General features: G+C 70.1%; 10 protein-coding genes and 1 tRNA gene. 3 read left to right on the forward strand and 8 right to left on the reverse strand.

What is annotated here, in order from left to right:
- Window positions 1-37 precede the first annotated feature (37 nt).
- A tRNA-Arg gene (locus tag AC3ITM_RS17995) sits at window positions 38-114 on the forward strand.
- A gap of 175 nt (window positions 115-289) precedes the next feature.
- Here AC3ITM_RS17995 and AC3ITM_RS18000 read toward each other — a convergent pair.
- The gene (locus tag AC3ITM_RS18000) at window positions 290-922 is read right to left on the reverse strand and encodes a flagellar basal body L-ring protein FlgH (RefSeq protein ID WP_489266990.1); all 633 of its coding nucleotides are present in this window, start codon (window positions 920-922) and stop codon (window positions 290-292) included.
- 152 nt (window positions 923-1,074) lie between these two features.
- Here AC3ITM_RS18000 and AC3ITM_RS18005 point away from each other — a divergent pair, with 152 nt between their 5' ends.
- Both AC3ITM_RS18005 and AC3ITM_RS18010 read left to right on the forward strand, forming a co-directional pair.
- Window positions 1,075-2,229, forward strand: a complete 1,155-nt coding sequence (locus AC3ITM_RS18005) for an AraC family transcriptional regulator (protein WP_489266992.1) — start codon at window positions 1,075-1,077, stop codon at window positions 2,227-2,229.
- A gap of 81 nt (window positions 2,230-2,310) precedes the next feature.
- Window positions 2,311-4,194, forward strand: coding sequence for an aspartyl protease family protein (locus AC3ITM_RS18010; RefSeq protein WP_489266994.1), 1,884 nt, complete (start codon window positions 2,311-2,313; stop codon window positions 4,192-4,194).
- 168 nt (window positions 4,195-4,362) lie between these two features.
- Here the strand turns inward: AC3ITM_RS18010 and AC3ITM_RS18015 are convergent, their stop codons facing one another.
- The 7 genes from AC3ITM_RS18015 to AC3ITM_RS18045 form a co-directional block, all read right to left on the reverse strand.
- A complete protein-coding gene (locus tag AC3ITM_RS18015) occupies window positions 4,363-5,151 on the reverse strand; it encodes a SapC family protein (RefSeq protein WP_489266996.1) in 789 nt (262 codons plus the stop codon).
- A 52-nt stretch (window positions 5,152-5,203) separates the two neighbouring features.
- Window positions 5,204-6,937 (reverse strand): putative porin, encoded by a 1,734-nt coding sequence (locus AC3ITM_RS18020; protein WP_489266998.1) that lies wholly within the window; start codon window positions 6,935-6,937, stop codon window positions 5,204-5,206.
- Between the two features lie 55 nt (window positions 6,938-6,992).
- Window positions 6,993-7,688: an energy transducer TonB family protein gene (locus AC3ITM_RS18025; protein ID WP_489266999.1), complete on the reverse strand. Its 696-nt coding sequence runs from the start codon at window positions 7,686-7,688 to the stop codon at window positions 6,993-6,995.
- A 4-nt stretch (window positions 7,689-7,692) separates the two neighbouring features.
- The gene (locus tag AC3ITM_RS18030; protein WP_228886054.1) at window positions 7,693-8,106 is read right to left on the reverse strand and encodes an ExbD/TolR family protein; all 414 of its coding nucleotides are present in this window, start codon (window positions 8,104-8,106) and stop codon (window positions 7,693-7,695) included.
- A 10-nt stretch (window positions 8,107-8,116) separates the two neighbouring features.
- Window positions 8,117-9,937: a DUF2341 domain-containing protein gene (locus tag AC3ITM_RS18035; RefSeq protein ID WP_489267001.1), complete on the reverse strand. Its 1,821-nt coding sequence runs from the start codon at window positions 9,935-9,937 to the stop codon at window positions 8,117-8,119.
- Window positions 9,938-9,973: 36 nt separating this feature from the next.
- On the reverse strand, window positions 9,974-11,581 hold the full coding sequence (locus AC3ITM_RS18040; protein ID WP_489267002.1) for a ShlB/FhaC/HecB family hemolysin secretion/activation protein: 1,608 nt from the start codon (window positions 11,579-11,581) through the stop codon (window positions 9,974-9,976).
- Window positions 11,582-11,728: 147 nt separating this feature from the next.
- The gene (locus tag AC3ITM_RS18045; RefSeq protein ID WP_489267004.1) at window positions 11,729-25,336 is read right to left on the reverse strand and encodes a filamentous hemagglutinin family protein; all 13,608 of its coding nucleotides are present in this window, start codon (window positions 25,334-25,336) and stop codon (window positions 11,729-11,731) included.
- Window positions 25,337-25,373: the final 37 nt, after the last annotated feature.

Consider the following 25,373-nt stretch of genomic DNA (forward strand, 5'->3'; position numbering starts at 1 on the left):
GGCGGCCGGTACCGGCGCCCGGGAAATGCAGGACAACGCGCTCGTAGCTCAGCCGGATAGAGTAGTGGCTTCCGAAGCCATTGGTCGGGGGTTCGAATCCCTCCGGGCGCACCATCTCCCGTTCAAACCTGTCTCTACGCCGACGGCCTCGGTGGCGGAGGTTCAGTGCTTTCCCGAGTGCGGCAGAACCGCCTTGCGCGCCACGATGCCGGCCTGCGCGCCGGGACCGCTGCACGTCAGCGGGATGGGACCGGCGCAACGCATCGGCGCGCTGCCTTGAGCAGGGCCGTCAGTGCTCCTGCTGCAACTGCAGCAGCTTGACCATGTTGCCGATCAGGCGCCGCTGCTGCGGCTCGTCCATTCCCCCGCCCCCGGCCCAGGTCAACGACGCGCGGGTAATCCGGCGCGAATCCACTATGTTGCCGGCGTCGATGTCGCCGGGGCTGACCCGGCCGGCAACCTGCAGGGTCTGATCCCGACCGTTTACCGCGATGGTGAGCGGGCCTTGGATCTGCACGCTGCCGTCGGCGTGCACGGCGGCCACTTCGGCCGGAATGGCCATCAGCAGTTCCGTCTCCGAGGCCTGGGGGTTGGGGGTGGCATGCGCCTTGGACCATGACGATTTCCGCGCATGCACCGTCACCGGATCGCCGATACGAAAGCGCGAGGGAATGGCGGTGCCGGGATGGTCGTCGACCTCCGGTGGCGCGCGCGGCCCGACCGGCGATGGCGGCGCCCAGATCAATGACGAAGGCGCTGCGGCCTGCGGCGGTGCGGCGATCACCTCTGCAGGCTGTTCCAGCGGCGGCGGTGGCAGCGGTGGCGAAACCGGCGCCTGGGCCAGCACCGGGCCGGTGCACAGCGCCACCACCAGCAGCAGAGTCCGGATGAAGGCGTGGCCGGTAGCAGCATGCAGGTTCATCCGACGGCCTCGTTGTCCCGGATAGCCACGCGGAAACCGCGGGGCGCGCTTGTCAGTGCCCAGGCATTACAGCACGCAGCGCTAGCACGTGCGGCGCCGGTGCCGGCGCAGGGTGGCTGGACGCCCCTGCCGGCATCATCAACACTGCGCCCATGACGCCACCGGATCTGCTGAACCTGGCCGCAGGGGCCGCCGTGCTGGGGCTGGCCTCGCTGACCGCCGCGATGGGATATGGATTGCGCACGCGCGCGGCCGGTTTGCTCACGGCTTTCTTCGCGTGCTTCGCGCTGGCCCATCTGTTCGGCACGTTCCTGCTGGGTGGCGGGGCCTGGCTGTCGGCCGATGCGGTGCGTTGGCTGCGCGTGGTCGAGGTGCCGCTGGTCTACCTGCTTGGCCCGCTGTTGTATGGCTACGCGGTGGCGTTGGCCACGCCGGGGCGGTGGCCCGGCTACCGCGCGCTGCGCTGGCACCTGCTGCCGGCCGCGGTGGCCTTCGGCATTTCACTGCTGAACGCGATCGCGCCGTTCGACGCCACGCCCACCGGCGCAGCCGTGTTCCTGTTCAGCTTCCACGCATGGCTGCTGCAGGGAGCCCCGTACCTGCTGGCCGCGGTGTGGCACGCGTGGCGGGCACCGCCCTGGCCTGAAGCGCCGGCGGCCGGCCAGGCCTCGCCCCAGCGGGTATGGTTGCGCGGCCTGGTGCTGGTGATCGTGGCGTGCTGGATCTCCAGCGCGATGGGCCGCTGGCCGCTGGCCCCGGACGCATCGGCCCGGCCCTGGTTCGGGGCCGCGTTGAACGGAGTGACCACGGCAGGCCTGTACCTGCTGGCCTGGTTCGGCCTGCGCCAGCGCATCCTGCTGCCGGCGCAGGCCGATGGCTGCGCGCATGCCGTGCCGGCGGTGGATGCGGTGGGCCCGCGCTATGAGCGCTCCGGGATCGACCCGGCGCAGTGCGGGGACATCGCCGCCGAACTGAGCCGGCTGGTCCAGGTGGAACGCCTGTATGCCGATCCGGGCTTCGACCTGGCAGGCCTCAGCCAGCGCAGTGGCTGGCCCGCCAACCATGTGTCGCAGGCACTGAACCAGGGCCTGGGGCAGAACTTCGCCGAGTTCGTGAACGGCTTCCGCATCGCCGCGGCCACCGCCAGCCTGGCCGACGCCAACGACCCGCGCAGCGTGCTGGAGATCGCGCTGGCGTCCGGCTTCGGCAGCAAGTCCACGTTCAATACCGTGTTCAAGCGCATGACCGGGCGCACCCCGCGCGAGTACCGCCGCGCACCTTCAGTGGGCGCGGCCCACGCCCACTGAAGGTCCAATCCTGCACGTCCGGACGATCGTCGACCCGATTGCTGCTGCCATCACCGCTGGTTCTGGTGAAGGAGCGGTGCGATGGGATACCGATGGAAGCTGCTGGCGCTGCTGCTGGCGCTGCTGCTGGCGATGACGGCCGGCGCGGTGCAGGCGCAGGACACGGCAACGGTGCTGGCCCGGGCCAAGGCCGGCAGCGGCGACAGCCACTGGGATGCGGTGCGTACCCTGCGGGCCGAGGGCGAGGCCTCCTCCGGCGGGCTGCGCGGCGCATGGCGGCTGGAGCAGGAGCTGGGCCGCGGCCGCTATTTGGAAACCGCGCGGCAGGGCCAGTTCACCCTCACCCATGGCTACGACGGGCAGCAGCCCTGGCGCCGCGAACGCGGCGGCGAGGTGGGCCTGCTCGATGGTCAGGTGCCGCGCCGCCGCGCAGCCAGCCAGGCCTGGCTGGCCGCACGCGCCTACTGGTACCCGGCGCGCATCGCCGGCCGGACAGATGCGGCGCGGCGGCAGACCCTGGCCGGCCGTCGCTACGACGTGGTGGCCGCCACCCCGGACGGAGGCGAGCGGCTGGAGCTGTGGTTCGACGCCGACTCGGGGCTGCTGCACCGCCTGGTGCAGCCGCTGCCGCCGGGGTCGATGGTGACCGTGCTGGACGACTACCGCGCGGTGGCCGGGCTGCGCCTGCCGCACCGGATCACCGTCGATACCCTCGATGGCGCCGGCCACGACGAGCCGCGCCTGCGCCGGGAACTGCAGGTGCGGCGCTATACGGTCAACGCGGCGATCGCCGACAGCGCCTTCGCTGCGCCGCCGATGCCCACCGATGCCTATGTGAACACCGCCTCGGGGCAGACCCGGATCCCCTTCGACCTGGTCAACAACCATATCTACGTCGATGCCGAGGTGGACGGCCAGCCGGCACGTTTCCTGGTGGATACCGGCGCGATCAATCTGCTCACCCCGGCCGCCGCCAAACGGCTGGGACTTGCCAGCGCCGGCAAATCGGCCATCCACGGTGCCGGCGACAACGCCGTCGAACTGGGCATGGCGCAGGGGCGGCATCTGCGCATCGGCCAGGCGCACCTGCCGCGGCCGGTGTTCCACGTGATCGATCTAGGCGAGCAGGTGCAATCGATGGGCGTGCACTACGACGGCTTCATCGGCTATGAAACCTTCCGCCGCTTCGCCACCACCTTCGACTATGCCGCGCGCGTGCTTACCTTCACCGACCCGGCCCGCTACCAGCCGCCGGCCGGGGCAGTGGCGCTGGTATTCGAGCAGGACGACCGCGCCCCGGTGCTGGCGGGCACGCTCGATGGCATCGCGTTGCGGCTGTGGGTCGACTCGGGCTCGCGCAATTCGCTGAGCCTGCTCGGCCCGTTCGTACGCACGCACGGCCTGCTGGACAAGTACCAGGCCGGCGCGGAAACGGTGCTGGGCTGGGGCATCGGCGGCCCCAGCCGCGCGCATCCGGCACGGCTGGGCCAGCTTCAACTGGGCAGCCTGGAGGTGGCCGGCCTGGCCGGCGACCTGATGACCGGCGACAAGGGCGCGCTGGCCACGCCCCACTACGGCGCGCTGGTCGGCGGCGGCCTGCTGCGCCGCTTCACGGTGGGGCTGGATTACCAGGCCAAGCGCATGTACTTCACCCCGAACGCAGACAATGCCGCGCCCGAACCGTTCGACCGCAGCGGCCTGTGGCTGCAGGCCGAGGGCGATGTGCTGCGGATCGCCGACGTGGCCGCCGACAGTGCCGCCGCACAGGCGCAGCTGCGCGTGGACGACCGGGTGTTGTCGATCCAGGGTGAACCGGTCGGCGCGCGCGGCCTGGGCCAGTGGCGCGAGCTGCTGCGCAGCTTGCCGGTGGGCACGCCGGTGGCGATCGGCTATGCGCGCGATGGCCGGCCGGCGCAGGCCGAGCTGGTGCTGGCCGAGCGCATCGCGCCGCACTGGCCGCGCTGATCCCCCGCGCCGGCGTGCGGCGCGGGGACAGGAAGGGTCGGGGTGCCGGACAAGGGCTGCGGCATGCGGGCTGGTCTTCCCACCTGCCTGGTGCCGCGTGCGGGGCCGGCGTGATGCCTGCCCCCCGACCTCCTGTCGGTGTCCTGTCCGGCGTCCCGGTAGAGGGGGTCAGGGCTTGAGCAGGTCCGGGAAACGCGCCAGCGAGGCCAGGTGGAAATGCACCAGCGCCAGCCAGCCCTGGCGGTGCCAGGCCAGCACGGTCGCGTCGGGCAATGCGGCGAAGCGTTCGGCATCGACCACCTGGAAACCGAGCAGGCTGGTGTGGTGGCCGTCGGGATGGACGATATCGGCCTGGCGTTCGACCAGCACACCGGCGGCGACCAGCGCGGCGCTGAAGGCCCGGCTGGCGTTGGCATCGCCGGTGAATGCTTCGCAGAACTGCAGCGCCTGGCGGGTCAGCGCGCTCGGCTGGCCATCGGAGTCGAACAACGGCAGGCCGTCCTCGCCATCGGTGCGCAGCATCGGCGCGTCGGCATCGATGGCCAGGGCATAGCCGTCGGGGTCGGTGATGCGGGCGAACACGAACGGGTAGCGGCGCACATAGGCCGGCACGTATGCGCCCTGCTGCCACTGGTCGGCCACCACGAAGCGGTTGTGTTCGGCGTGCAGGCCAAGCACCACCACCGGCGCGGCCTCGGCACCGACAAAGACCAGCGGGTAGTCGCGGGCGGCAGCGGCGAACTCGCCCACCACCAGCGGTACCGCATGGCTGGCCGCAGCGAAGCCGGCATCGCCGGGCAGCAGGCGCCAGTGCGCATGCTCGCGCGGCGACAGCAGCACCGGCGTGCGGTACAGCGGCGGCGTGCCCGCTGCCGGGCCGCCGGCATCGGTGGTGGTGTCGGCCAGCGCGTTTTCATCGACGGCAGGGGCCGTGTGCAAGGTGTCTTCAGTGTTCATCGCAATACCATCGCGCAAGGGAAAGGCCGGCGCCGCGGCGCCGGCCACAGGGTCAGAAGCCGGCGTTGACTTCCAGCTGGAACACATCGATCGACTGCGGCGCGCCGCTGACCTGCTTGGCCGCCATCCAGCGCCCGGTCAGCCACACGTTCTTGTCGAACATGTACGAACTGCCCAGGTAGTAACCCTTGGCATTGGTGCCGCCCAGGTGGAAGTTGGAATCGTTGTAGGCATCGGGCAGCGCCTCGGCTTCCAGGCGCTTGTAGCCCAGCCACAGGTTCCAGTCGCCGGCCTGCTTGAGCGCCAGCTGGCCGAAGGTGGCCTGGACCATATAGGCCATGTCGCCACTGTCGATGTCCTGCGCGCTGGCCACCCCGTTGGCGGCCGCGCCCAGGTTGGTGACGATGCCGCCCTGGGCGCGCTCCCACATCGCGTTGCGGTCGTAGGCCAGGTTCTTGATGCCGTGGCCTTCCACGCGCAGTGCATGGCCGTCGAACAACGGGGTTTCCCAGGACAGGTTGAGGTCGAGCAGTTCGAACTCCGAGGCCAGCCCGACATACTGCGGCATCGGCGTGTTGGCCGGGTCGAGCGGATTGAGCGCGATGTTGCGCAGGAGCATCAGGGTGTTGCCCTTCTGCATGAACGCCGGGCGCGACCAGTCGCTGCTGCAGAAATCGGCGCCGGCATACAACGCGCAGGGCTGGGAGTACTCGCCGGCGATGTTGCGGAAGTCGTAGTAGCCCAGCGCCGCGCGCAGCTGCTGCTGGTCGCCGAAGGTCCAGTTCGCGCCCACCTGCAGGCCGTTGAGCCACTTGTTCTCGCTGCCCATCTTGTTCTGGCTGGTGGTGGGGAAGCTGTCGGAGGAATACTCCAGCGGGGTCAGGCCGAGCGTGGCGAACAGCGACAGGCCGTCATCGCCGAGCGGACGGGTGTACTTGATCGCCAGCCCGTCGAAGTTGAGGTCGTTGGAGAACAGCGTGTCGCTGGACCAGTACGGGTTGCCGAAGCGGCCGCCGATGATGTCCAGGCCCTGCAGCGGTGCCCACGACAACCAGGCCTGGTCCAGCCAGGCGTCCTTCTTGGCCAGCCCGCCGCCCAGGGTCTGGGTGGAGGAGACCGGGCCGTTGTCGTTGCCGGTGGCCAGGCGGACGCCGGCGCGGGTGTGCTCGCCGAGTTCGGCGACCACGCCCAGCCGCGCGCGGATGCGCCAGGAGTTGTTGCGGTCCTGGCGGGTGTTGCGCAGCGGCGGCAGGTCCAGGTTGGTGTTGCCGTTGACGTCGTAGCCGTTGCCGGCGTTGATCCGCGCCCAGTCCACTTCGATGTCGCTGTTGCGCTCGGAATACAGCCGGCTTTCGTTGCGTACGCGCACATCGCCCTGCACGCGCAGGCGCTGGGTCCAGTCCGGCACCTGGTCCGGGGCGGCCCAGCCTTCGGCCTTGGCCTGGGCCATCATGCCGGCCTTGACCTCCTCGCGGATTTCATCGCGCACGCTCTGCGGGATGTAGGGCACGCGCACATCGCCGGGCTGGGCGGCGATCGCGCCGGCCGCAGGCGCGGCGGTGGGCGTGCGCGCCGCTTCGCGCTGGGCTTCCAGCAGCAGCGCCTGGCCGGCCTCGGGCTTGAGCGCGCCGCTGTCGATCAGGCCGCGAATCAGCTTGATCATGGTGCTTTCGCCGGCCGCGTCCTGGGCCTGCGCGCCAGCGGCGAACAGCGACAGCGCCACACCGGTGGCCAGGGCGGTGCTGCGCAATCCCAGCAGCGTGGAACGAAGGGTTGAACGGGTCATCGGCTTGCTCGCAGAAAAGGAAGATTCAAGGGAAAACGTCATCGTGGCCGCCGCCTCATGCGCCGGGCCGGCGGCCCTGCACCAGCACGCGTGCGGGGAAGTCCAGCGTGGCCGGCGGGCGTTCGTCGATGCGGCCGACCGCGCGGATGGCCTGCAGCACGCGTTCGTCGGCCTCGGCGTTGCCGCTGCCACGCAGCAGTTCCACCCGGGTCAGTTGGCCGGAGGCGTCCAGCCACACGTTGACGGTCAGCTGGAAGGCCAGGCGCCGCACCTTGTCGTCGCGGGCCACCGCCTGCTGCAGCACATAGCCCAGGTAACGGCCGTAGCTGGCATTGCCGGCGCCGCCGCCACCGGTACCGCTGCGGCCACCGCCGCTGCCGGACTGGATGCCGAAGCTGTCGCCGCCGGCCTGTGCGTCGGCGTCCATGGTCACCGGGTCGGCGGTTTCCGGCGTCGGCGCTTCCTCGGTGGGCTTGGGCACCTCGTCCAGCGGCTCCGGCTCGGGCATCACCTGCTCCTCCGGCTTGACCTCCGGTTCGGGTTCGGGCTCCGGAGGTGGCGGCGGCGGGGGTGGCGGCAGCATCACCATCGGCACCTCGGCCACCGGGCGGCGGGTGCTGGCCGGGTCCTTGAACAGCAGGTACCACAGCGCCAGCACCAGCAGCGCCAGGCCGGCGACCAGGGCCACCAGCGGCCACCAGCGTCGCCACGCCGGTACGCGCCCGGCGGCGGGGGAAGGGAGTGGACTCACGCCATCACCCCTGCACTTTGCCGGTGACCAGGCCGACCTGGTTGAGCTCGATCCGGCGCAGCAGGTCGAGTACTTCGACCACGCGGGCGTACTGCACCTGCGCATCGCCACGCACGATCACCGGGAAATCCGGATTGAGCGCCTTCTCGGTGCGCAGGCGGTCCTCCAGTTCAGCCAGGCTGACCGGAAAGGCATCCAGGAAGATCTGCCCGGCGTTGTCCACCGTGATCGCCTTGGTCTTGGGCTTCTCCAGCGCCATGCTGGAACTGGCCTTGGGCAGGTTGACCTCGATCCCGGGGATGGTGGCGTTGCTGGTCAGGATGAAGATCACCAGCACCACCAGCAGCACGTCGACGAACGGGGTGACGTTGATGCCCTTCTCGCGCTTCTTGATGCCGAACCGCTTTGCCCTTGCCATGGTGGTCTCCTCAGGCCTGGGCCGGACGCGCGTCGGCGGCCGGTGCGCTGCGGTCGAACTCTTCGGCCAGGCGCGCGGTGAACTCATCGACGAACACCGACATGTCCGCGGCGATCGCCTCGGCGCGCGAGGCCAGCCAGTTGTAGCCAAACAGCGCCGGGATCGCCACGCCCAGGCCGGCGGCGGTGCACAACAGTGCTGCGGCCATGCCCGGGGCGACCGAGTTGATGTCCACCGCACCGGCCATGGCGGCCACCGCGAACACCAGCATGATGCCGATCACGGTGCCGAACAGGCCGATGTAGGGCGCGCCTTCGATGGTGGTGGACAACCAGTTCATGCGCTTGGACATGCGTTCGGTTTCGCGGGTGACTTCGGCGTCCATCGAGGCGCGGATCGAGGTGATCGCCGCGGCGGTCAGCCCGTGGTGGTGCGAACCGCGGCCATCCATTTCATCCATGGCGATGCGGTACAGTCGCCACAGGGTGGCGTTGTCGCGGATCTGCGCGCTGATCACGCCGCTGCGGTCGCGTTCCTGCAAGGCCGCCACCGGCGCGCCGACCACCTGCCGGTACTGCGCGGTGAAGGCTTCGTTGGCCTTGGCCACGGTGCCGAAGTAGCGGCTCTTGGCGATCATGATCGTCCACGACAGCAGCAGCATCAGGCCCAGCACGATCACCACCACCCAGGCATCGACCGGCATCGCCTTGAGGATGAAACCGAAGTGGCTGACCCCGGCCGATTGCTCGTCCTCGCCAAAGGCGATCAGCCGCGACTCGGCGCCCTGCGCGCTGGCGTCGGCCAGCAGCAGCGTGGCCGGGCGGGCCACCTTGGACACCCGCACTTCGTCGATATCGCCCAGGAACGGCTGGGCCACCGGCACCGCCGGCGCGGCGGCGACGGCGCCGGCCGCGGCGGCCGGCGCCGCATCGGCGCCGAGCAGGGCTTCACCGGCGAACGCCGGCAGGCGCGCTTCGATACGCACCGCTTCACGGCCACCGACATGCAGCACCACCGCGCCATCGGCGGCGGTCACCGCCAGGTGCGCCCACTGCCCGGCCTTCAGGGCCGGCACCGGCTGGCTGCGCTGCTGGTTGACGCGCACGTAGGGCACGCCGTTGTCCAGGCCGACGATGAACACATCCTCGCCTTCGCGGCGGGTGTAGATGGCCTGGTCCGGGCCGAGCTGGCCCGGCTTGATCCAGGCCGAGAAGGTCATCGGGGCGCCGGCGGCGATCGCCAGCGACGGCGAACCGGGCAGGCGCAACGGGGTACCGGACAGCTGCGCGCCGCGGCCGATGATGGCGCCGTCGGCCGGCTTGAATTCGCCGCTGAGCGGGTTGACGTAGGCGGTGGTATCGCGCGCTTCGGTGCCGCTGTCGGCGAAATGGTAGACCGCGCTGTAGTCCGGGTCGAACACCCGCTGGCCATTGCCGGCCGCCGGCGCGCCCGGGTTACCGTAGTACATCCAGACCGTCTGCGGCGCGGTGCCGCTGAGTGCCGGCAGGTCGACCCAGATCAGCGCCATGCCCAGCGCCGCGTCGTACTGCTCGACCTGGTGGTTGAGCACGGTATGCCCGTCGGCGCCGATGAAGCGCAGGTCGTTGCCGCCCTCGGCCACGCCATCGAAGGCGAAGTTGCCGGTGTGCAGGCGGATCAACACGGGGGTGCGGCCCAGGTTGCCGCCCAGCGCCGCACCGTTGGGGCCGGCGTCCAGGGTGATCGGCTTGCGGTACTTCCAGTCGGCCTGCCACCACGCCGTTTCGGCGTGGGCGACACCGAGCGTGGACATGCTCAGGCAGAACAACAACAGGGCAAGAAAGCGTTGCATTGACGGTATCTCCGGGGAAGGCGTGGAAGCTCGGGCTCAGTAGCTGGCGCCGACGCTCAGGTGCAGGCGGTTGGCGCCCTTGGTGGTGGTCGGGCCGTCGCTGAGCGAGTGGCCGTAGTCCAGGCGCAGGTTGTAGTGCTCGCCGATGCGCAGGCTGCTGCCCAGGCCGATGGCGCTCATCCGCGCGCTGTCGGCCTGTTCGGGCAGGGGCCGGCGCAGGCCCAGCCAGGCGCCGTCGATGAAGCCGTACAGGCGCCAGTCCTGCAGGCCCCACCAGCCCAGCGGGCGGGTGCGCCATTCCAGCGTGGCCAGCGCGCCGTAGTCGCCGATGCCTTCGGCCGAGCGGTAGCCGCGGGTGGTGTACATGCCGCCGGCGGCGAACTGTTCGCCCGACACCAGCGGCTGGTCGGTGACCTGCGCCGACAGCCGCGCGAACCACTGCGCGCCGCTGGCCAGCGTGTAGGTATCGCTGAGGTCGACCTTGACGGTGAAGAAGCTCGGATCGGCATAGGCGCGCTTCCAGTCGAACTCATCGTCGCTGCTGCCATAACCGAACAGGCTGCGCGCGCCGAACACGGCCTGCAGCGCCACGCTCAACTGGTGCTGCTCACCCTGGCGGAAACCGCTGTAGGCCAGGGTCAACGGGGCGTACTTGAGCGGGGCGAAATCCGAGGCCTGGCCGACCATCGCCACCGATTCGTCCAGGTCCTTGAAATCCACCCCGATCGACAGCTGGTGCCACCAGGCGCCGGTCATCGGCAGGCTGTGGGTGAGCTTGACGCCCAGCGCGTGGCCCTTGCCGGTGACGTTGGTCTGGCCGCTGGAGACCACGTTGCTGTCGGAACGGTAGCCGGAGAAGTCCAGCATCCAGTCCGGGCCGGCCAGCGGCAGGCCGTAGGCGGCCGACCAGACGTTGGCCTGGTCCAGGTCCTGCGGCGCGGCGAAGAAGGTCAGCGAGGCGGTGTGTTCCTTCTGCCAGAGGTTGTCGTGGCCGATGGTCAGGATGCTGCGCAGCGGCTCGGTGTCGGCGCTGTGGTCGTTGTTGAGCGAGGCGCTGTAGCGCCACGGCGATTTGTCCTCAACCTTGAGTTCCACGTCCATCGTGCCTTCGGCGGCGCCCTGCTTGACCAGTGGCACTACCTGGCGCTTGCCGCCGCGGTTGAGCGCGGTCAGCTGCTGCTGGGCGCGCTCGAAATCGGGCACCACCCCGGCCTGCAGCGCCGGTACGCGCGCACCCAGCCGGGCCGGGTCGTTGTGCTGCGCGCCGACCACCCTGACCTGGCCGATGCGGGTTTCGGTGACCTGCAGGATCACCACCCCGCCGCTGACCTGCTGTTCGGGCAGGTCGACGTAGACCGACTGGTAGCCCCTGCTCTGGTAGGCGGCCTGCAGCGCCGCGCGCGCGGCTTCCACGTCCTGCAGGGTGCGGTCCGGGCCCAGGTGGTCGGACACCGCCCGTTCGATCTCGCGCGCATCCAGCACGCTGTTGCCGCGCACCAGGTATTCGTTGATGTTGACGCGTGCGGCGCTGGCCGCCGGCGACGCGGCTTGCGCAGGGGCGTCCTGCGCGGCCGCCGTGGCGATCGCGCACGACAGGCACAGCGGCAGGCAGGCCCAGGCCAGCGCCGGGAAAAGTGGGGACATCAGTGGCTTCTCGATGCGGAAAAGGGGAGGAACCGGTTCACCGCGGCACCTGCGCGACCGCCGCGATGGTGCACAGCAGGGGTAACAACGGCGTTGCACGCATGCGGCAAACCTGCGGCAGGCGCGGCGGCACGGTCAGCGCCGCACTCATTGCCGTACCGCCGCTGCGCTGGACAGGCGGGCACGCTGCTCGGCGTTCAACTCGCCCATGCCCACCACCTGCACCACGCTGTCCGGGTCATAGCGGTCACCGGCCTTGTCCGGCGCGACGCTGCTGGTCTGTTCGCCGAAGCCGAGCACCTGCACGCTGATGGTGGACGGCTGGGCCTGCTGGGTCTGCCGTTTGACCATGTCCTGCGCGGCCTGCACGGCGCTGTTGGCCGCCGCGCTGGCCGAGGTCAATGCGCTCACGTTGACCGCAGCGATCATCGGGATGCCGGTGGCCTTGCCCTGCACCTGGATGTTGTCGGCATTGAGCACCTGCAGCGCGGCCAGGTTGACGTTGCCCGACACGCGGATACCGGCCTCGCCCGCATCGATGGTGCCCAGCGGCGCGATCAGGTCGATATCGCCCGGCGGCACTTCGGCGATCGGATTGAGCGTGGCGATGCCGGCACCGGTGTTCGGCGTGTTCGGCGACAGCGCGACGTTGCCGACCGCATCGTAGACGCGGCGCTGCGGGGTGTAGACCACGGTGGTCTTGCTGCCGCGGCCGGCGTTGATGTCGCCCTCGGCCGACCAGGCCAGGATGTTGCCGCCGAAGGTTGTGAAGATGCGGCTCTGGCCGAACAGCAGGCTGCCACGCGCGTAGATGTTGATGTCGCCCTCGCCCTGGGTCAGCACGCCCGACCCCGCGCCCGGCAGGAAGCCACCATCCACGCCCACCAGCGCGCGGCCGCCGGGCACCAGCAGGTGGATGTCGCCACCGAAATCGGTGTGGATGCCGGCGTCGTTGACGCGGTAGTAGCGCACCCCGGTGGTGGGGCGACCGGCGGCGATCCACTCCGCTTCGGACAGGTAGCTCTGGCCCGGTTTCGGGCGGCGGGCAGCGGGCACCTCCAGGATGCCCTCGTAGTACTGCGCGCTGCTGAACATGGTCAGGTCGCCGTGGTAGGCGATCTCGCCGCCCTTGGCATCCTTGGCCGGAAGCAGCGTGGCGATCGCCTCGCGGCCGCGCAGGTAGCTGCCTTCGCGCGGGCCGTCGACCGCAGTGTACTCACGCCCGGCGGCCTTGAGCTCGGCGTAGTACACAGTGCGCAGGAACGCGCTCTGCTGTTCGGCCGGCAACGCGGCGAAGAAGGCCCGCGCGTCCATGCTGGCGGCATCGAAGTGCAGGCCGCGGCCGTTGGCCCCGCCGAAACGGCCGGTCAGCCAGTTGACCAGGTGCAGCTGGCTTTCCTGCTTGAACTCACGGGCCAGATCACGGCTGGCAGCCGCGCCGCCGCTGGCCACCGCAGCCGCGTGGGCCTGGTCCAGCACCTGCTGCTGTTGCGCCAGGAAGGCAGCGGCGCCGGCGTCATCGCCGCCGTAACCGAACTGCGCCTGCAGCCATTGCGCCAGTGACACGGCGCCGCCATAGACACGCACGACCTTGCCATCCTGGTCGCCCAGCGCGCGGTTGGGATCGGCCAGGTTGGCCGCGTCCAGATAACGCGCGGCGAAGGCGTTCCAATCCGCACCGCGCTCGCCAAGGCCGGCCGCCACCGCGATGCTGGCGCCGCTGCCGCGGTCGCCGGGCGTGGTGCCGGTGACCGGCCCCAGGCTGCGCAGTTCGCCCTTGTCGGCCATGTACACGTCGCGGCCGGCGCTGATGTCGAGCAGGCCCGGGCCGGCCACGTAGAACGTGCTGAAGCGGATATCCCGCCCGGCCTGCACCACCGACACATCGTCGGCACTGGTATGCACGATCAGGTTGCCGCGCGCAGTGCCGGCGGCGATCGCCGTAGGCTTGGGCTCGGCGGCGGGATCACCGCGGTTGATGGTACCCATCCAGCCCAGCGCGCCATCGGCGTTGCCATAGCCGGTTCCCACGTTGTCGAACGCCCCCAGCGGCGTGCCCGAGTTGACGATATCGCGGCCGGCGCGGATGGCCACGGCGCCACCGCCGTCATACCAGGTGTTGTCGGTGGTGGTGACCACGCCGTTGTTGAAGGCGTTGTAGCTGGTGTCGACCACGCTGCCGGTGCGCAGCCCGACCAGATCCCCGTGGACGGCGTAGTAGCGCGACGGTGACTGACCGACATGCACGTACCCCGACGCGGCGGGCGCGGTGAAGGCGAACAGCGGGTAGCGCTGCGATGACCCGCTGGCGTCCAGGCCGCTCAGCAGGACGCTCGGCGCCAATGCATCCGGGCTTACGTTGTGCAGGAACTGGCGGCCATGCCAGTTGGTGCCGGCCAGGCCGACGAAGCCCGGATTCCACGGATCGGGCAAGGCGGTCGGGTCGGCGCCGGAGGTGCCAAAGCCGGTGCCGTTGGCGTAGATCGAACCGGCGGCCAGCAGTTCCAGCTGGCCGTTGCCGGTAGCGGCGAACTGGTCGCTCACCGGCGAAGGCGCCAGCACCACGCCAGCGACGAAGTTCTCGTTGTTGGTGCCGGCCGTTGTCGCGGTGCGCGCCTTGCCGTAGTAGATGCTGCCGCTGGCGGCCACTGCGCGCAGGATCGACGGATACACGTGGTTGCCGTCGGTGGCCTGGCTGTCGGTACGGGGGATGCCGTCGAGCATGGCCATGGTCGGGGTCAGGTTGCCACCGGCGGCGAACAGGTCCACGCCGGTAGATGGCGTCCACAGCGAGAACCAGCTCCAGCCACCATCGGCGTGGCGCACGCCATTGGCAGTGAACGGCGTGCCGCCGTTGTACTGACCAACCCGCCCCGGGTCGGTGACGGTGCCCAGCACCAGGTCGCCGCGTGCCTCCAGGCGTGCGCCGGCGTCGCCGAGCAACAATACCGGGCCACCGGCCGAAGTGGCCGCAGTGGCGGTATACATGTCGTAGGGGCGCGATTCCTTGGCATCCTGGCGCGCGCCGTAACGCAGTTCAACGCCACCCACGCTGCCTGCCTGCAGACGCAGCGCACCGCGCAGGTTGGTGAAGCTGCCGTTGAGTTCCAGCCGGTGCGCGTCGTTGGCGGCAATCACATTGGCCTCCGACGCGATGTTGCTGCCGGTGAACGAGCGCAACGCCGGGTCGGCATTGAGGCCGCCGCCGATGCGGATGTCCAGGTCGCCGCCACCGGTCTGGACCAGCGCGCCACCGGCGGTCATCCGCCCGGTGCTGGCTACGGCCAGGTTCAGGCCGGCGCTGCGCGCCAGGTAGTAGCTGCCCTGGTCGCCACGGCCCTGCAGCATGCCGGCGTCGCCGCCGCTTTCCAGCACCAGGTTGCCACCGCCGAGCGTGCCGAAGCCGGTGAAGCCCACCAGCCGCGGCATGTTGACGAAGTTGTTGTAGTAGTTGGCCTCGCCCGGCGCCGCCACATAGGTGCCGAAGTTGATCCACCACGCCGTGGGAACGGCATCGGCACCGTTCTCCACGCTGCCGCTGCCCTGGCGCCACAGCCAGTTGCCGACCGAGGCGCTCGGGGTCAGCCGCGAGGTTGCCAGGCCCAGCGGTTCGGGACGCAAGGTATTCGACGCACGGCCCAGGCTGTCGCCGAGGATGTCGCCGCCGGCGCGCAGCAGCAGGTTGCCGCCCGCATCGGGATACCACGCCTGGTACAGGCTCTGGCTGCCGCCGTCGACAAGGTGCTCGAACACTGCACCCTCATCACCAAGCACACTGTTGCCGATCGGGTTGGAAATACTGGGCGCCATGACCGCACGCGGCTGGTTGTAGGCATCGCTGCCGCCCACAGCCAGGCTGGCCGACGGCGTGCCGGCGGTGTACACGCCGTACAGCGAGGTGGTGGCGATGTCGGCGCCCGCCACCAGGCGCAGGTCGCCGGTACCGGTACGCACCACGCTGGGCAGCTGTTCCCGGCCCGGCAGCGTCTTGAATTCGGTGTCCGGCGGAACCTCCGGCGAGTCGATGGCCGCCAGCTCCCCGTAGCCATGTTCGTTGAGGTTTTCCGGGGAACCCCAGATGAAACCCCACAGCCCCAGCTCGGCGAGTTGATCGTCGGTGAACGCGGCGCCGGAGGTCGGCACAAAGCTCAGGATGTAGTCGCCGAAGGAGTCCCGCACCAACTGTTCGAACTGGATTACGTCCCCCCACAGGTACGTCGCCGGCGAGCCGGTGCCGGGAATCTCGACCACCGCACCGCCCTGGCCGTAATGCGGATCGGACAGACGCAGGTTGCCGGTACCGGCCCGGTCCACGGTCAGGCGATCGGCGGCGGCCACGTCGGCACCGGCCACCAGGCTGATGTCCCACGACTGCGAACCGGCGGCCAGCATCGGCGCCAGCGCCCAGACGCGGCCCTGGTTGCCATCGGCGTCGGTGGGCCGCAGGTTCACCGTGGTGGCGTCGCCCGGCAGCTTGACCTCGGTCTCGCTGGGAATGAAGGCGCCCTTGGCCAGGCCCAGATCCGCGGCCAGGGTCACCAGATTGTTGAGCGGCGATGCGGGCAAGGCCACGCCGGCCGGCCAGGTCATCGCCGCGATGCGGGCGGCCAGCGGCAGGCGCAGGCCGGCCGACAGGCGCGCGCCCTGCGGCAGGGTCACCGCATCGGCCAGCACGGTGCCGGCCGCATACAGCAGCGCACCGGAGGCGTCGTGGACCGCCGCGCCCAGCACGGTGCCCTTGGCCAGCGCCAGCGGCAGCGCCAGGCTGGCCTCGGCCGGCAACTGGGTGCCGGCGGCCATCTGCATGTCGCCGATGGGCAGGTCGTAGTTGAGCACCTTGCCCGAGTTGAACACGGTGCCGGCGGCCAGCGTGACCAGGCCGCCATGCGGCACCACCACGTCGCTGCCGAACAGCTGCCGGCCGGCGGTGAGGTACCAGCCGCTGTCATCGAAGGTAGTGCCCAGGCGGCTGCCGTCGAAGCCATCGCTGATGCTGCCGAACACGTCCAGGTCGCCCTGCGCGCGCAACACCAGCGCACCGGCCTCACCGGAGCCGCGCACGCTGCTGCGCTGGCTGCCGGGGTTGAGGCTGGCATAACGGTGCGCGGACAGGTCCAGGTCGCCATCCACGTGCAGGTTGCCGTCCGCGTTCACCGCCAGGTCGGCCACCACTTCCACGCCCGGGCGCAGGTGGAAGGCATCGCCGTAGCGGCGCAGGCCGGCCAGGCGGTTGTCGACCAGCGCGCTGTTGGCCAGTGCGGCATCGATGAAGGTGCTGCTCTGCGTGTGCAGGCGGTCCAGATATGCCTGGTCGATGACCTGGTAGCTTTCACCGTCCGTGCTGGCCTCGGTACCTGGCGCGGCGGTGTTGTCGGTGATGAAGGCATTGAGCTGGATCGTCCTGGCGCCGTCGATGGTGATCGGGCCACCGGCCTCGATCGCCACGTCATCGCCGCCCACGCGCGGCGCGTTCAGTGCCACCGTGCCGACGTTCCTGCTGCTGCCGGCCACGCGCAGGTCCATGCGTGCGCCGCTGGCGATGGACAAGGTGCCGCTGCCCGAATCGATCTCGATGGTGGCCCGGTTGGGTGCATCGATCGCCACGCCGTAGCTGTCGCGGCGCAGCACGCTCGCGCTGGCATCGAGCACGGCCGCGTTGCCCAGGGTGACGCCATTGCGCGCGGCCAGACGGATGCTGCCGGCCTGTTCGCCACTGGCGTCGATGGTGCCGTTGACCATGAGCTGGCCATTGTCCAGCGCGATGTTCACTTCACGCGCCACCACTTCGTCGCCCAGCGCCAGGTCGCCCTGGCCGATGCGGAAGCTGCGCCCGCCGGTGACGCCGTCGCGGGTCAGGCGGGTATTGAGTGCGCTGAAGTCGTTGATGGCCTGGCCGTGCAGGTCGATGCGGCCTGCGGCGTAGGGCACCTCGGTGCCGCCGGCGTCGTAGTGCCCGCTGCTGCTGCCCAGCAGCTGGCCGGCCAGGTCGATGCGGCCTGCGGCGGCGTGCGCGGTGAAGGTGCCGGCACGGTTGTTCTGCGCGGCCAGGTTGATCTTCGCGCCGCTGTCCTGGCGCACGTCGCCCTGCCGGCTGTCGATCAGCACGTCGCCGCCCCAGCTGTACTTGGCGGTGTCGAAGAAATCGATGCGGCGGCCGGCCAGGTCCAGCTGCGCGCCATCGGCCAGGCGTACCTCGCCCTGCGCAGCCAGACCGAGCTTGCCGCTGGGCAGCAACACGGTGGTATCCAGCAGCAGGTTGCCGCTACGGCTGTCCAGCGCGATTTCCGCGCCGAGCGCGGCAGCCAGGGTGGCGTTGTCGGGCGTGGCCGCCGCGCCATTGCCGGTCACATGCAGGTTGCCGCCCGCAGTGATCGTGTTGACCGACCCGGCTGCGCCGGTCAGCAACGGGGTACTGATGAACAGTTCGCCGCCACTGCGGGCGTAGGTTCTGGTGTCTGCATTCCAGGCACCCTGCGTCTCGAAGACGCTCAGGCTGCCCTTCTGGTTGGCGGTCACCCGGCCGCTGGCATTGAGGTGCACGCCGGCAAAGCCCAGCGCCAGGCGATCCTGCGCGCGCACGGTATCGGGCTGGGTGCGCGGGCCGTAGCCGAACACGATATCGCGGGCATCCACCACCAGCTGGCCGTGACCGGTGCCGGGGCCATCGGCGACGATGCTGCCGGCCGGGGCAAGCGCGCCGCTCCAGATCAGCGTATCGGTGTGGATGCGGGCCACGGCATCGGCGTCGCCATGCCCGTAGATCGCCGGCGTGCCCAACACCAGCTGCTGCAACGCCGACTTGCCGGTGACCGCATCATAGGTGGACAGCGATACATCGCCGTAGAAGTTGACCGACTCGCGGGCGGTCAGCGACAGCGCTTCCAGCGCCGGCGCGCCGACGCTGGTGTCGCCCAGCAACAGGCGGCCGAGCACGTCCTGGTTGAGCGTCATGCCGGCCGGCAGCGTGCCGCGCGCGGTGGCCTCTGCGATCGACGCCGCGCTGCCGACGTTGATGCCGCCGACAGCCAGCGACAGATTGCGGGTGCCGTAGCGCACCGCATCGCCGAGCACGAAGCGGTTGTCGGTGGCGGTGGCGATGGTGCCTTCGGAGTACAGCCGGGTGGTGCCCGCGCAGCCGGTGGTGATGGCGCACGCGCCGATCTCGATCGTGCCGGCGCCGTTGCCCTGGCTGTCGGGCGCTTCCGGCGCCAGCAGGTTGATCTGGCCGTTGGACACCGCCAGCAATGCATTGCGGCCCGGCGCATAGATGTAGCCCTGGGTGGCGTCATACGCAGCGGCGCCCTGGCCCAGGGTATTGATGCCCGCGCCCTGCTCCAGGGTGATGCCGCCGGCCTGCTGGCCGGTCATCAGGAATACGTCGGCGGCCTGCAACTGCGCGCCGGCACGCAGCACGATGCTGTTGCTGCCCGCGCCGCCGTCGATGGTGATCACGTTGGCCGACTGCAGCGAGCCGGTAGTGAAGTTGCTGTAGGTGCTGCGCAGGCGCCCACCGATTTCCAGGCGCGCGGTGCCGATACGGTTCAGCTCGCTGGCGTGCACCGACACACCGGCGAAGTCCTCGCTGGGCTGGGTACCGTCGGCAAGGATCTCGTAGTTGGCGGAGTTCAGCAGGCGCGCCACCGAACCGGTGCCGGTCGCACCCGGCGCGTCCAGCACGGTAGCGTTGAACTGCAGCGAGGGCAGGTCCAGCGCGCCAGCCACGCTGGGGCTGGTCACCATGAAGTTGACCGCCTTGGCGTCACGCTCCAGCAGCGGGCGTGGTGCACCTTCGCGCGCGGCCTGCTGCAGCGCGAAGTTGGCGTAGCTGGTTTCGTTGTACTGCGAGTACGTCCGCAGGGCGTCGGCGGCGGTCACCAGCCACTGGGTAGGCAGCACATCGCTGCTGCCGGTGTTGGCAACGCCCTGGCGCGCCGAGGTGCTCCACGAGCCGTTGCGCATCGCCTGGGTGGTGCCGAATGCGGCAGCGCTGCCGGCAAGGCCGTTGCGTTCCACCCGGAACGCGCCCGGCAGCAGCGCATAGTTGGAGGGCAGCAGCGTATAGGTGCCGGCCGGCAGCCCGGGAACGCCGGCGCCGATAGTGATCTGCTGGCCGATGGCCGGATCGCCGGCGCCGTGTTCGGCGCCGATCGGCGCCTGCCCGGCCTGCACACCCGGCACGATGGCATACACCGGGTTGGTGGACAGGCCCGGCAGGGTGAAGCCGTCGCGCCCCATCTGCACCAGCGGGTTCAGGCGCGCATCGGTGGACCCGCCGCGGCCGGACAGGAAGGCCGCGCCGGTCAGTTCACCGCCGCCGGACAGGTCCAGCACCACACCGGGCTGGGCGTTCACCGCATGCGAACGGAACTCGACCTTCGGCTCGCCGCCGACGCCCTGGTAGTCCACGTCCACGCCATCGTAGTTGTAGACCAGGCCGTCCACGGTGCCGCCGTAGGGCATGACCAGACCATTGGCGCTGACCGAGGTGACACTGCCGGGCAGCAGGTTGACCACACCGGTGTAACCGCTGCCGTCGGCGCGGCCCAGGGTGATGCTGCCCAGCGGCGCGCGCAGCACGCCGCCCTGGTTGATGGTGGCCGCAGCGAAACTCATGGCGCCGAACACGCTGTACGGCTGCGCAGGCAGCACGCTGCCGATGCGCTGGATATCCAGCACGCGGTCCGGGTCCAGCCCGATGCTCGGTGCGCCCCATTCGTTCAGCGTGTTGCGCAGGCCCACCGTGACATTGCCGCTGCCGTAGATCTGCGCGGCCGCCAGGGTGGTATCGCCAGGGGAGTACAGATCGGCCGCACGCAGGCGCAGGTCGCCCTGGCTTTCGATGCGCACCGTGCCGAACGCATCGCGCTCGACCAGCAGCGGCTCCTCCGCGTTCTGCACGATCTCGCCGCGTGCACCGAAGCCGACCGCACCGGCCAGGTCGACCAGGCTGCCGGCAAAGGTGATCGATGCATCATCGGCGAGCGTGGCCACGCCTTTCGACCCCGCCGCCGGGCCGATGTTGCGTGAGCCGGTGATCGGATTGGGCATGATGGTGTTGTCGGGCTGGCGGCGGGCCGTACCGGCCAGGCGCAGGTATGGCGCGGCCAGCTGCACCTGGCTGTCGCGCGCTGCGCCGGTGGCCAGGCCCAGCGAACTGGCGGTCAGGTACAGCGCCTGGTCCATGCGCAGGTCCACGCTGCCGTCGAAATCGAGCAGGCCATTGACGTACAGCGAGGCCGTACCGAAACCGCCGGCATGGATGGCATCCACTCCGTAGCGCGCCTTGCCGTAAGCGAGGGTCGGATCCAACGCGCCGGCGACCACGTCCGCGCCCAGGCCGCTGCCGCTGTACTGCTGTTCGATCACCAGTTCGCGCGGCACGCGCACGCCATCGTCCACCTCGGCGCCCTTGCCGGTCCAGCGGTCGACCTGGCCGTAGATCGGCGTTTCCAGGTTCAGCGCCAGCGTGCCGCCGCGCGCACCGCTGCCGCCGGCGGCGGCACGCAGGCTGCCGTCGACGAACAGGCCATTGCTGGCGCTCAGGGCGATCACGCCGCCGTGGCTGGCCACGTTGGTCTGCCCGAGATTGGGCAGGTCGAGCGTCGCCTGCGCGCCGGAGGCATCCAGGCGCGCGCCCTCGCGCACCACCACGAAGGCATCGATGGCATTGATGTCGCGCGACGCCAGACCGTGTCGCGCGCCGATCTCAATAGTGCCGCCATCCAGTACCTGGCCGTGCCGGCCGCCCTTTTCATCCAATGCGGTATGGGCCGTGCCGGACACATCCAGCACGGCCTGCTCACCGACCCAGATCGAGCGTGCGTTCGGCATGCCATTGGGGCGGTTGAGCAGGTTGCCTTCGCCGAGGTCGCCGCCGAGTACCGTGATGCGTCCGCCGCGTGCCTGCAGGGCACCATCGAGGGTGATCTGCGCGTTGCCGGTCAGGCTGATGGCCTGGCCGGGATCGACGTTGATCCGGCTGTTGCGGCCGATCTCCAGGTCTGCCGCGTTCTGCGCGGTGCCGGCGGTCAATGACAGCCCGGCGCCCTTGCGCAGGATGACGTCGCCGCTTTTCTGATCGTCCTGTTGCAGCGGCGGCAGCCACGCCGACAGCGCACCGTCGGGATCGGCACCGGTCGCCAGCGCGCGCGCGGCAGCGAGGTCGACCTGCAGCAGCGGCATCGCCACATCCAGGTGCGTGCCTTCCACTACCGTTACGCCATCGCGGCCGACTACGTTGTATTGCTTGAAGCCGCTCTGGAACAGGCCGGTATCCAGCGCCAGGAACGACTGCACCGGGATCTCGCGCTGCCACACCGTGCCGACCGGCAGCCGGGTGCCGGCCGGCACGGTGACTGCGGTGCTGGCCACGGTGCCTGCAACGTAACGGGACGTCTGCGGGGGGATCGGCAGCCCCGACGGGAACACCGCGGCCGGCAGCACATAGCCGGCCGGCAGGTCGGTGATGGTCCACAGGGTGGTGCCGGCCGGCAGGATTTCGCCGGGGCCCTTGGACGGCCCGTTGTCGGCCAGCTGCACGGCGACCGGCAACACCCACGGTGCCCGGGTGGTGACCGGCTTGGTGCTGCTGACGTCGGGGCGGACCGTGACCGGCATCGGTTTGCCGCCGGCCACGTGGGTGACGGTGATGGAGAAGCTCAGCGGGAACACGTCGCCGGGCTGGATGGTGACATCGGCTGCCAGACGTACCGGCAGTGTGCTGGCCTGGCCTGCGGCCAGGTGCTCGATCGCATCGGGCACGTCGCCGCCGATGCTGACCAGTGTGCCGTTCTCGATGTTGAGGGTGCCGCCGCCCTTGACGCCGTGGGCGCGTACGCTGCCATCCAGCGACAGCACGCCGCTGCCCATGTTCTGCCCTGCGGCCAGGGTGACGCTGCCGCCCTTGCCACCGGCCACATCGCCGTCGGCGCCCATGGCCGCACCGGAGGACACATCGATGACGCTGCCCTCGCCCAGGGCCACGTTGCCGGTGCTGCGCACCGCCACGCTGCCACCGTCGAGGAACGGCAATCCGCCGATCGCCGCCGGGTCCTGCGTCTGGTTGGTCCACAGGCCGCGCGTATCGAGGGTGACGTCATCGCCGACCAGCACCTGGTGCAGCAAGGTGTCGCCGGGGCGCGCACTGATCGGCAGGTCCTGCCACTCCACGCCACCGGTGGTGTGCTGCACGACCATGTCGCCCAGTGCGATGCTGCCGCCACGTGCGCGCAGATCGGCGTTGATGCGCACGTCGCTGGCATGCAGGGCGATCGTGCCGCCCGGCGCAACTTCCAGCGCCTGGTTCACATCGATGCCGGCGTGCGCGTATACCTCCACGCCGCCGAAGCGCTGCGCGTTGAGCCAGGCCGCGTCCAGGCCGATCCCGCCGCTACCGGAGGCACTGGCAGGATCGCTTCCGATGGACACACGCTCGGCCAGGGCGCCGGGGCCGAAGCGCTGCTGGCCGCTGTCCTTGTCGTAGAACGGCAGGTAGCTGCCGACCACCAGCTGGCCCTGGCGGGCAACGCTGGTCTGTCCCTGCTGGTAGCCATCCAGCGCCGCGTCGCGGGCGCGTTGCTGGCGGTCGCCCTGGAAGGCGGTGGTCGCCACGTCGCCCTGCAACTGCGCCTGGCGGGTGGCGACGATCAGCCGGCCAGCGTCGCGGCCCACGGTATAGCCGTTCTCCAGCCTGCGCTGCGGGGCGATCAGCGGGTTGTAGTAGAACTCGGTATTGCCCCAGCGCGCGTGGGTATCTTCAAACCCGCGGTACAGGCCGCTGTAGAGCAGATCGCCCGGTGCGGTGGAGGCGTTGTACAGCTTGCCGTCCGCACCTTTGAGATGGGTCAGGTTGACGTAGCCGGTCTGCACATCCAGTGCGCCGCCGGACAGATTGATGCTGGAGCCGCGCTGCGTGGCCACATTGCCGCCGCTGAACTGCACCGTGCCGCCCTGCGCCGACCACTCGCCGATGCCATGGCCGGTCACGCCCAGGTAACCACCCACTTCGAGCAGGCCTCCGGCGGTATACCAGCGGTCGGTCTCATAGCCATTGGTACCGGCCGGCACCAGCACCAGATCGCGCCGGTCCAGCCAGATGTTCCGGCTGTTGAGCGACTTGTCGTCGCGGTTGAGCGGGGCGTCCCGCTGTTCGTTGCCCTGCACGTTGATCTGGACGTTATTGGCCTCCATCGCGATCTTGACCCCGACATAGCCGGCCACGTCCAGGCGGGCGCCCTGGCGGACCTCGCTGTCGGCGGCGTCGACGAAGATCTGCCCGCCAGTGGCCAGGGTCAGGCTGCCGTCTTCGAAGGCCACCTTGCCGCCGGTGCCGATCTGCACCAGCGACTGGTCGCGGCGATGGGCGATACCGTCGCCGACCTTGTCCGACTCCTGCACCAGCGTTTCGCGCTGGACATCCAGCGCGGTGGTGGCGCTGGCATCGAGTACGATCGCGGTGGTGCTCCCTTGGTCCAGCAGGATGCTGCCGGTGGTATCGGCGCGTTCGTTCTGCAGGTGCACGGTGCCACGGGTGTGCACCGAGCTGGTCGAGATCAGCGCGCCCTGCTGGCGCACGTCATGGCCGGCCAGGGTGATGTCGCCGGTGGCGGCCTGGACCAGGCCGGTATTGCCGACCACGCCGGTGTCGGCGCTGGCCGCCGCGCCGCGCAGCGTGGTGACCACGTTGCCGCGGGTAGTGGAGGTCTGGTTCTGCTCGGTGCCCATGCCCTTGCGGATCACGAACGCATCGCCGGCGGCCAGCGTGGTCTGGCCGTTGGCGGTGGTGATCTGCCCGTGGTTGTGCACCTGGCGGCCGAGCAGCAGCACGTAACCGCCGCCTTCGGTCACCGACGACGGCACGTGGGTGGTGATCTGCGCGCCACGTTCGACCACCACCTCGCCCGTTGCCGCGCCGTGCGCGAAGCTGCTGGCCGTGGTGGCCAGATCGTTGCCGAAGGTGGGGATGAACGCGTTGCCCTGCGCATCGCTGTAGATGCCCTTGCGGAACTGCGCATCGCTGATGTTGACCGCTGCGGCGGCCAGGTTCTTGACGTTGACCTGGCTGCTGCCGTCGAACACCACGCCATTGCGGTTGACCAGCATCACCGTGCCCTGGCCCTGGATGCGGCCGAGGATCTGCGAGGGGCGCGCGGACGGGTCGTTGACCCGGTTGAGCAGCGACCAGCCGGCCTGCTGGTCGAAATCGACCACGGTGTTGCGGCCGACGTTGAAGGTTTCCCAGTTGAGGATGGCCTTGTCGCCGGTCTGGGCGATGCTGACCGTGGTGGTGCCGTCCTTGCTGCTCTGGGTGGGCGCACTGGCGTTGGACCAGCCGCGGGTCAGCGCGTCGTCGTCGACCTTCAAGCCACCCTGGCCCAGGCCTTCGGGCACCTGGCTGGCGCGCAGCCGTGCGGCGTCGCGCGCGGTCTGCTGCAGGCGCTGCTGCATGGCGATCGCCTGCGCGGCGGTGTTGAGGTTGTCCAGCGAGGTCTTGAGCGTCTCGCGCGCCTTCTGCGCCTGCGCATCGGTGCGGTCCAGATTGGACGGCATGCCGTTGGGCAACCGGCCGCTCTGCGCCGCGTTCTGCTGCTGGATGCCCTTGCCGGCGAACCAGGCCGGGCTGAAGGCCTGCTGCGCGTTGACCCCGGCCACCATGCCGCTGGCCATCAGCATCACCGCGATCGCCTGCGACAGCGGCCGCAGCTGCGGCGTGCGCGCGACGGAATGGCCAACCGGTACGTTCTGCTGCTTCACCATCGCTGTCACCCGTCGCAATATCGTTCGCTGATAAGGG

The organism is Stenotrophomonas sp. KH_029, assembly GCF_057839765.1.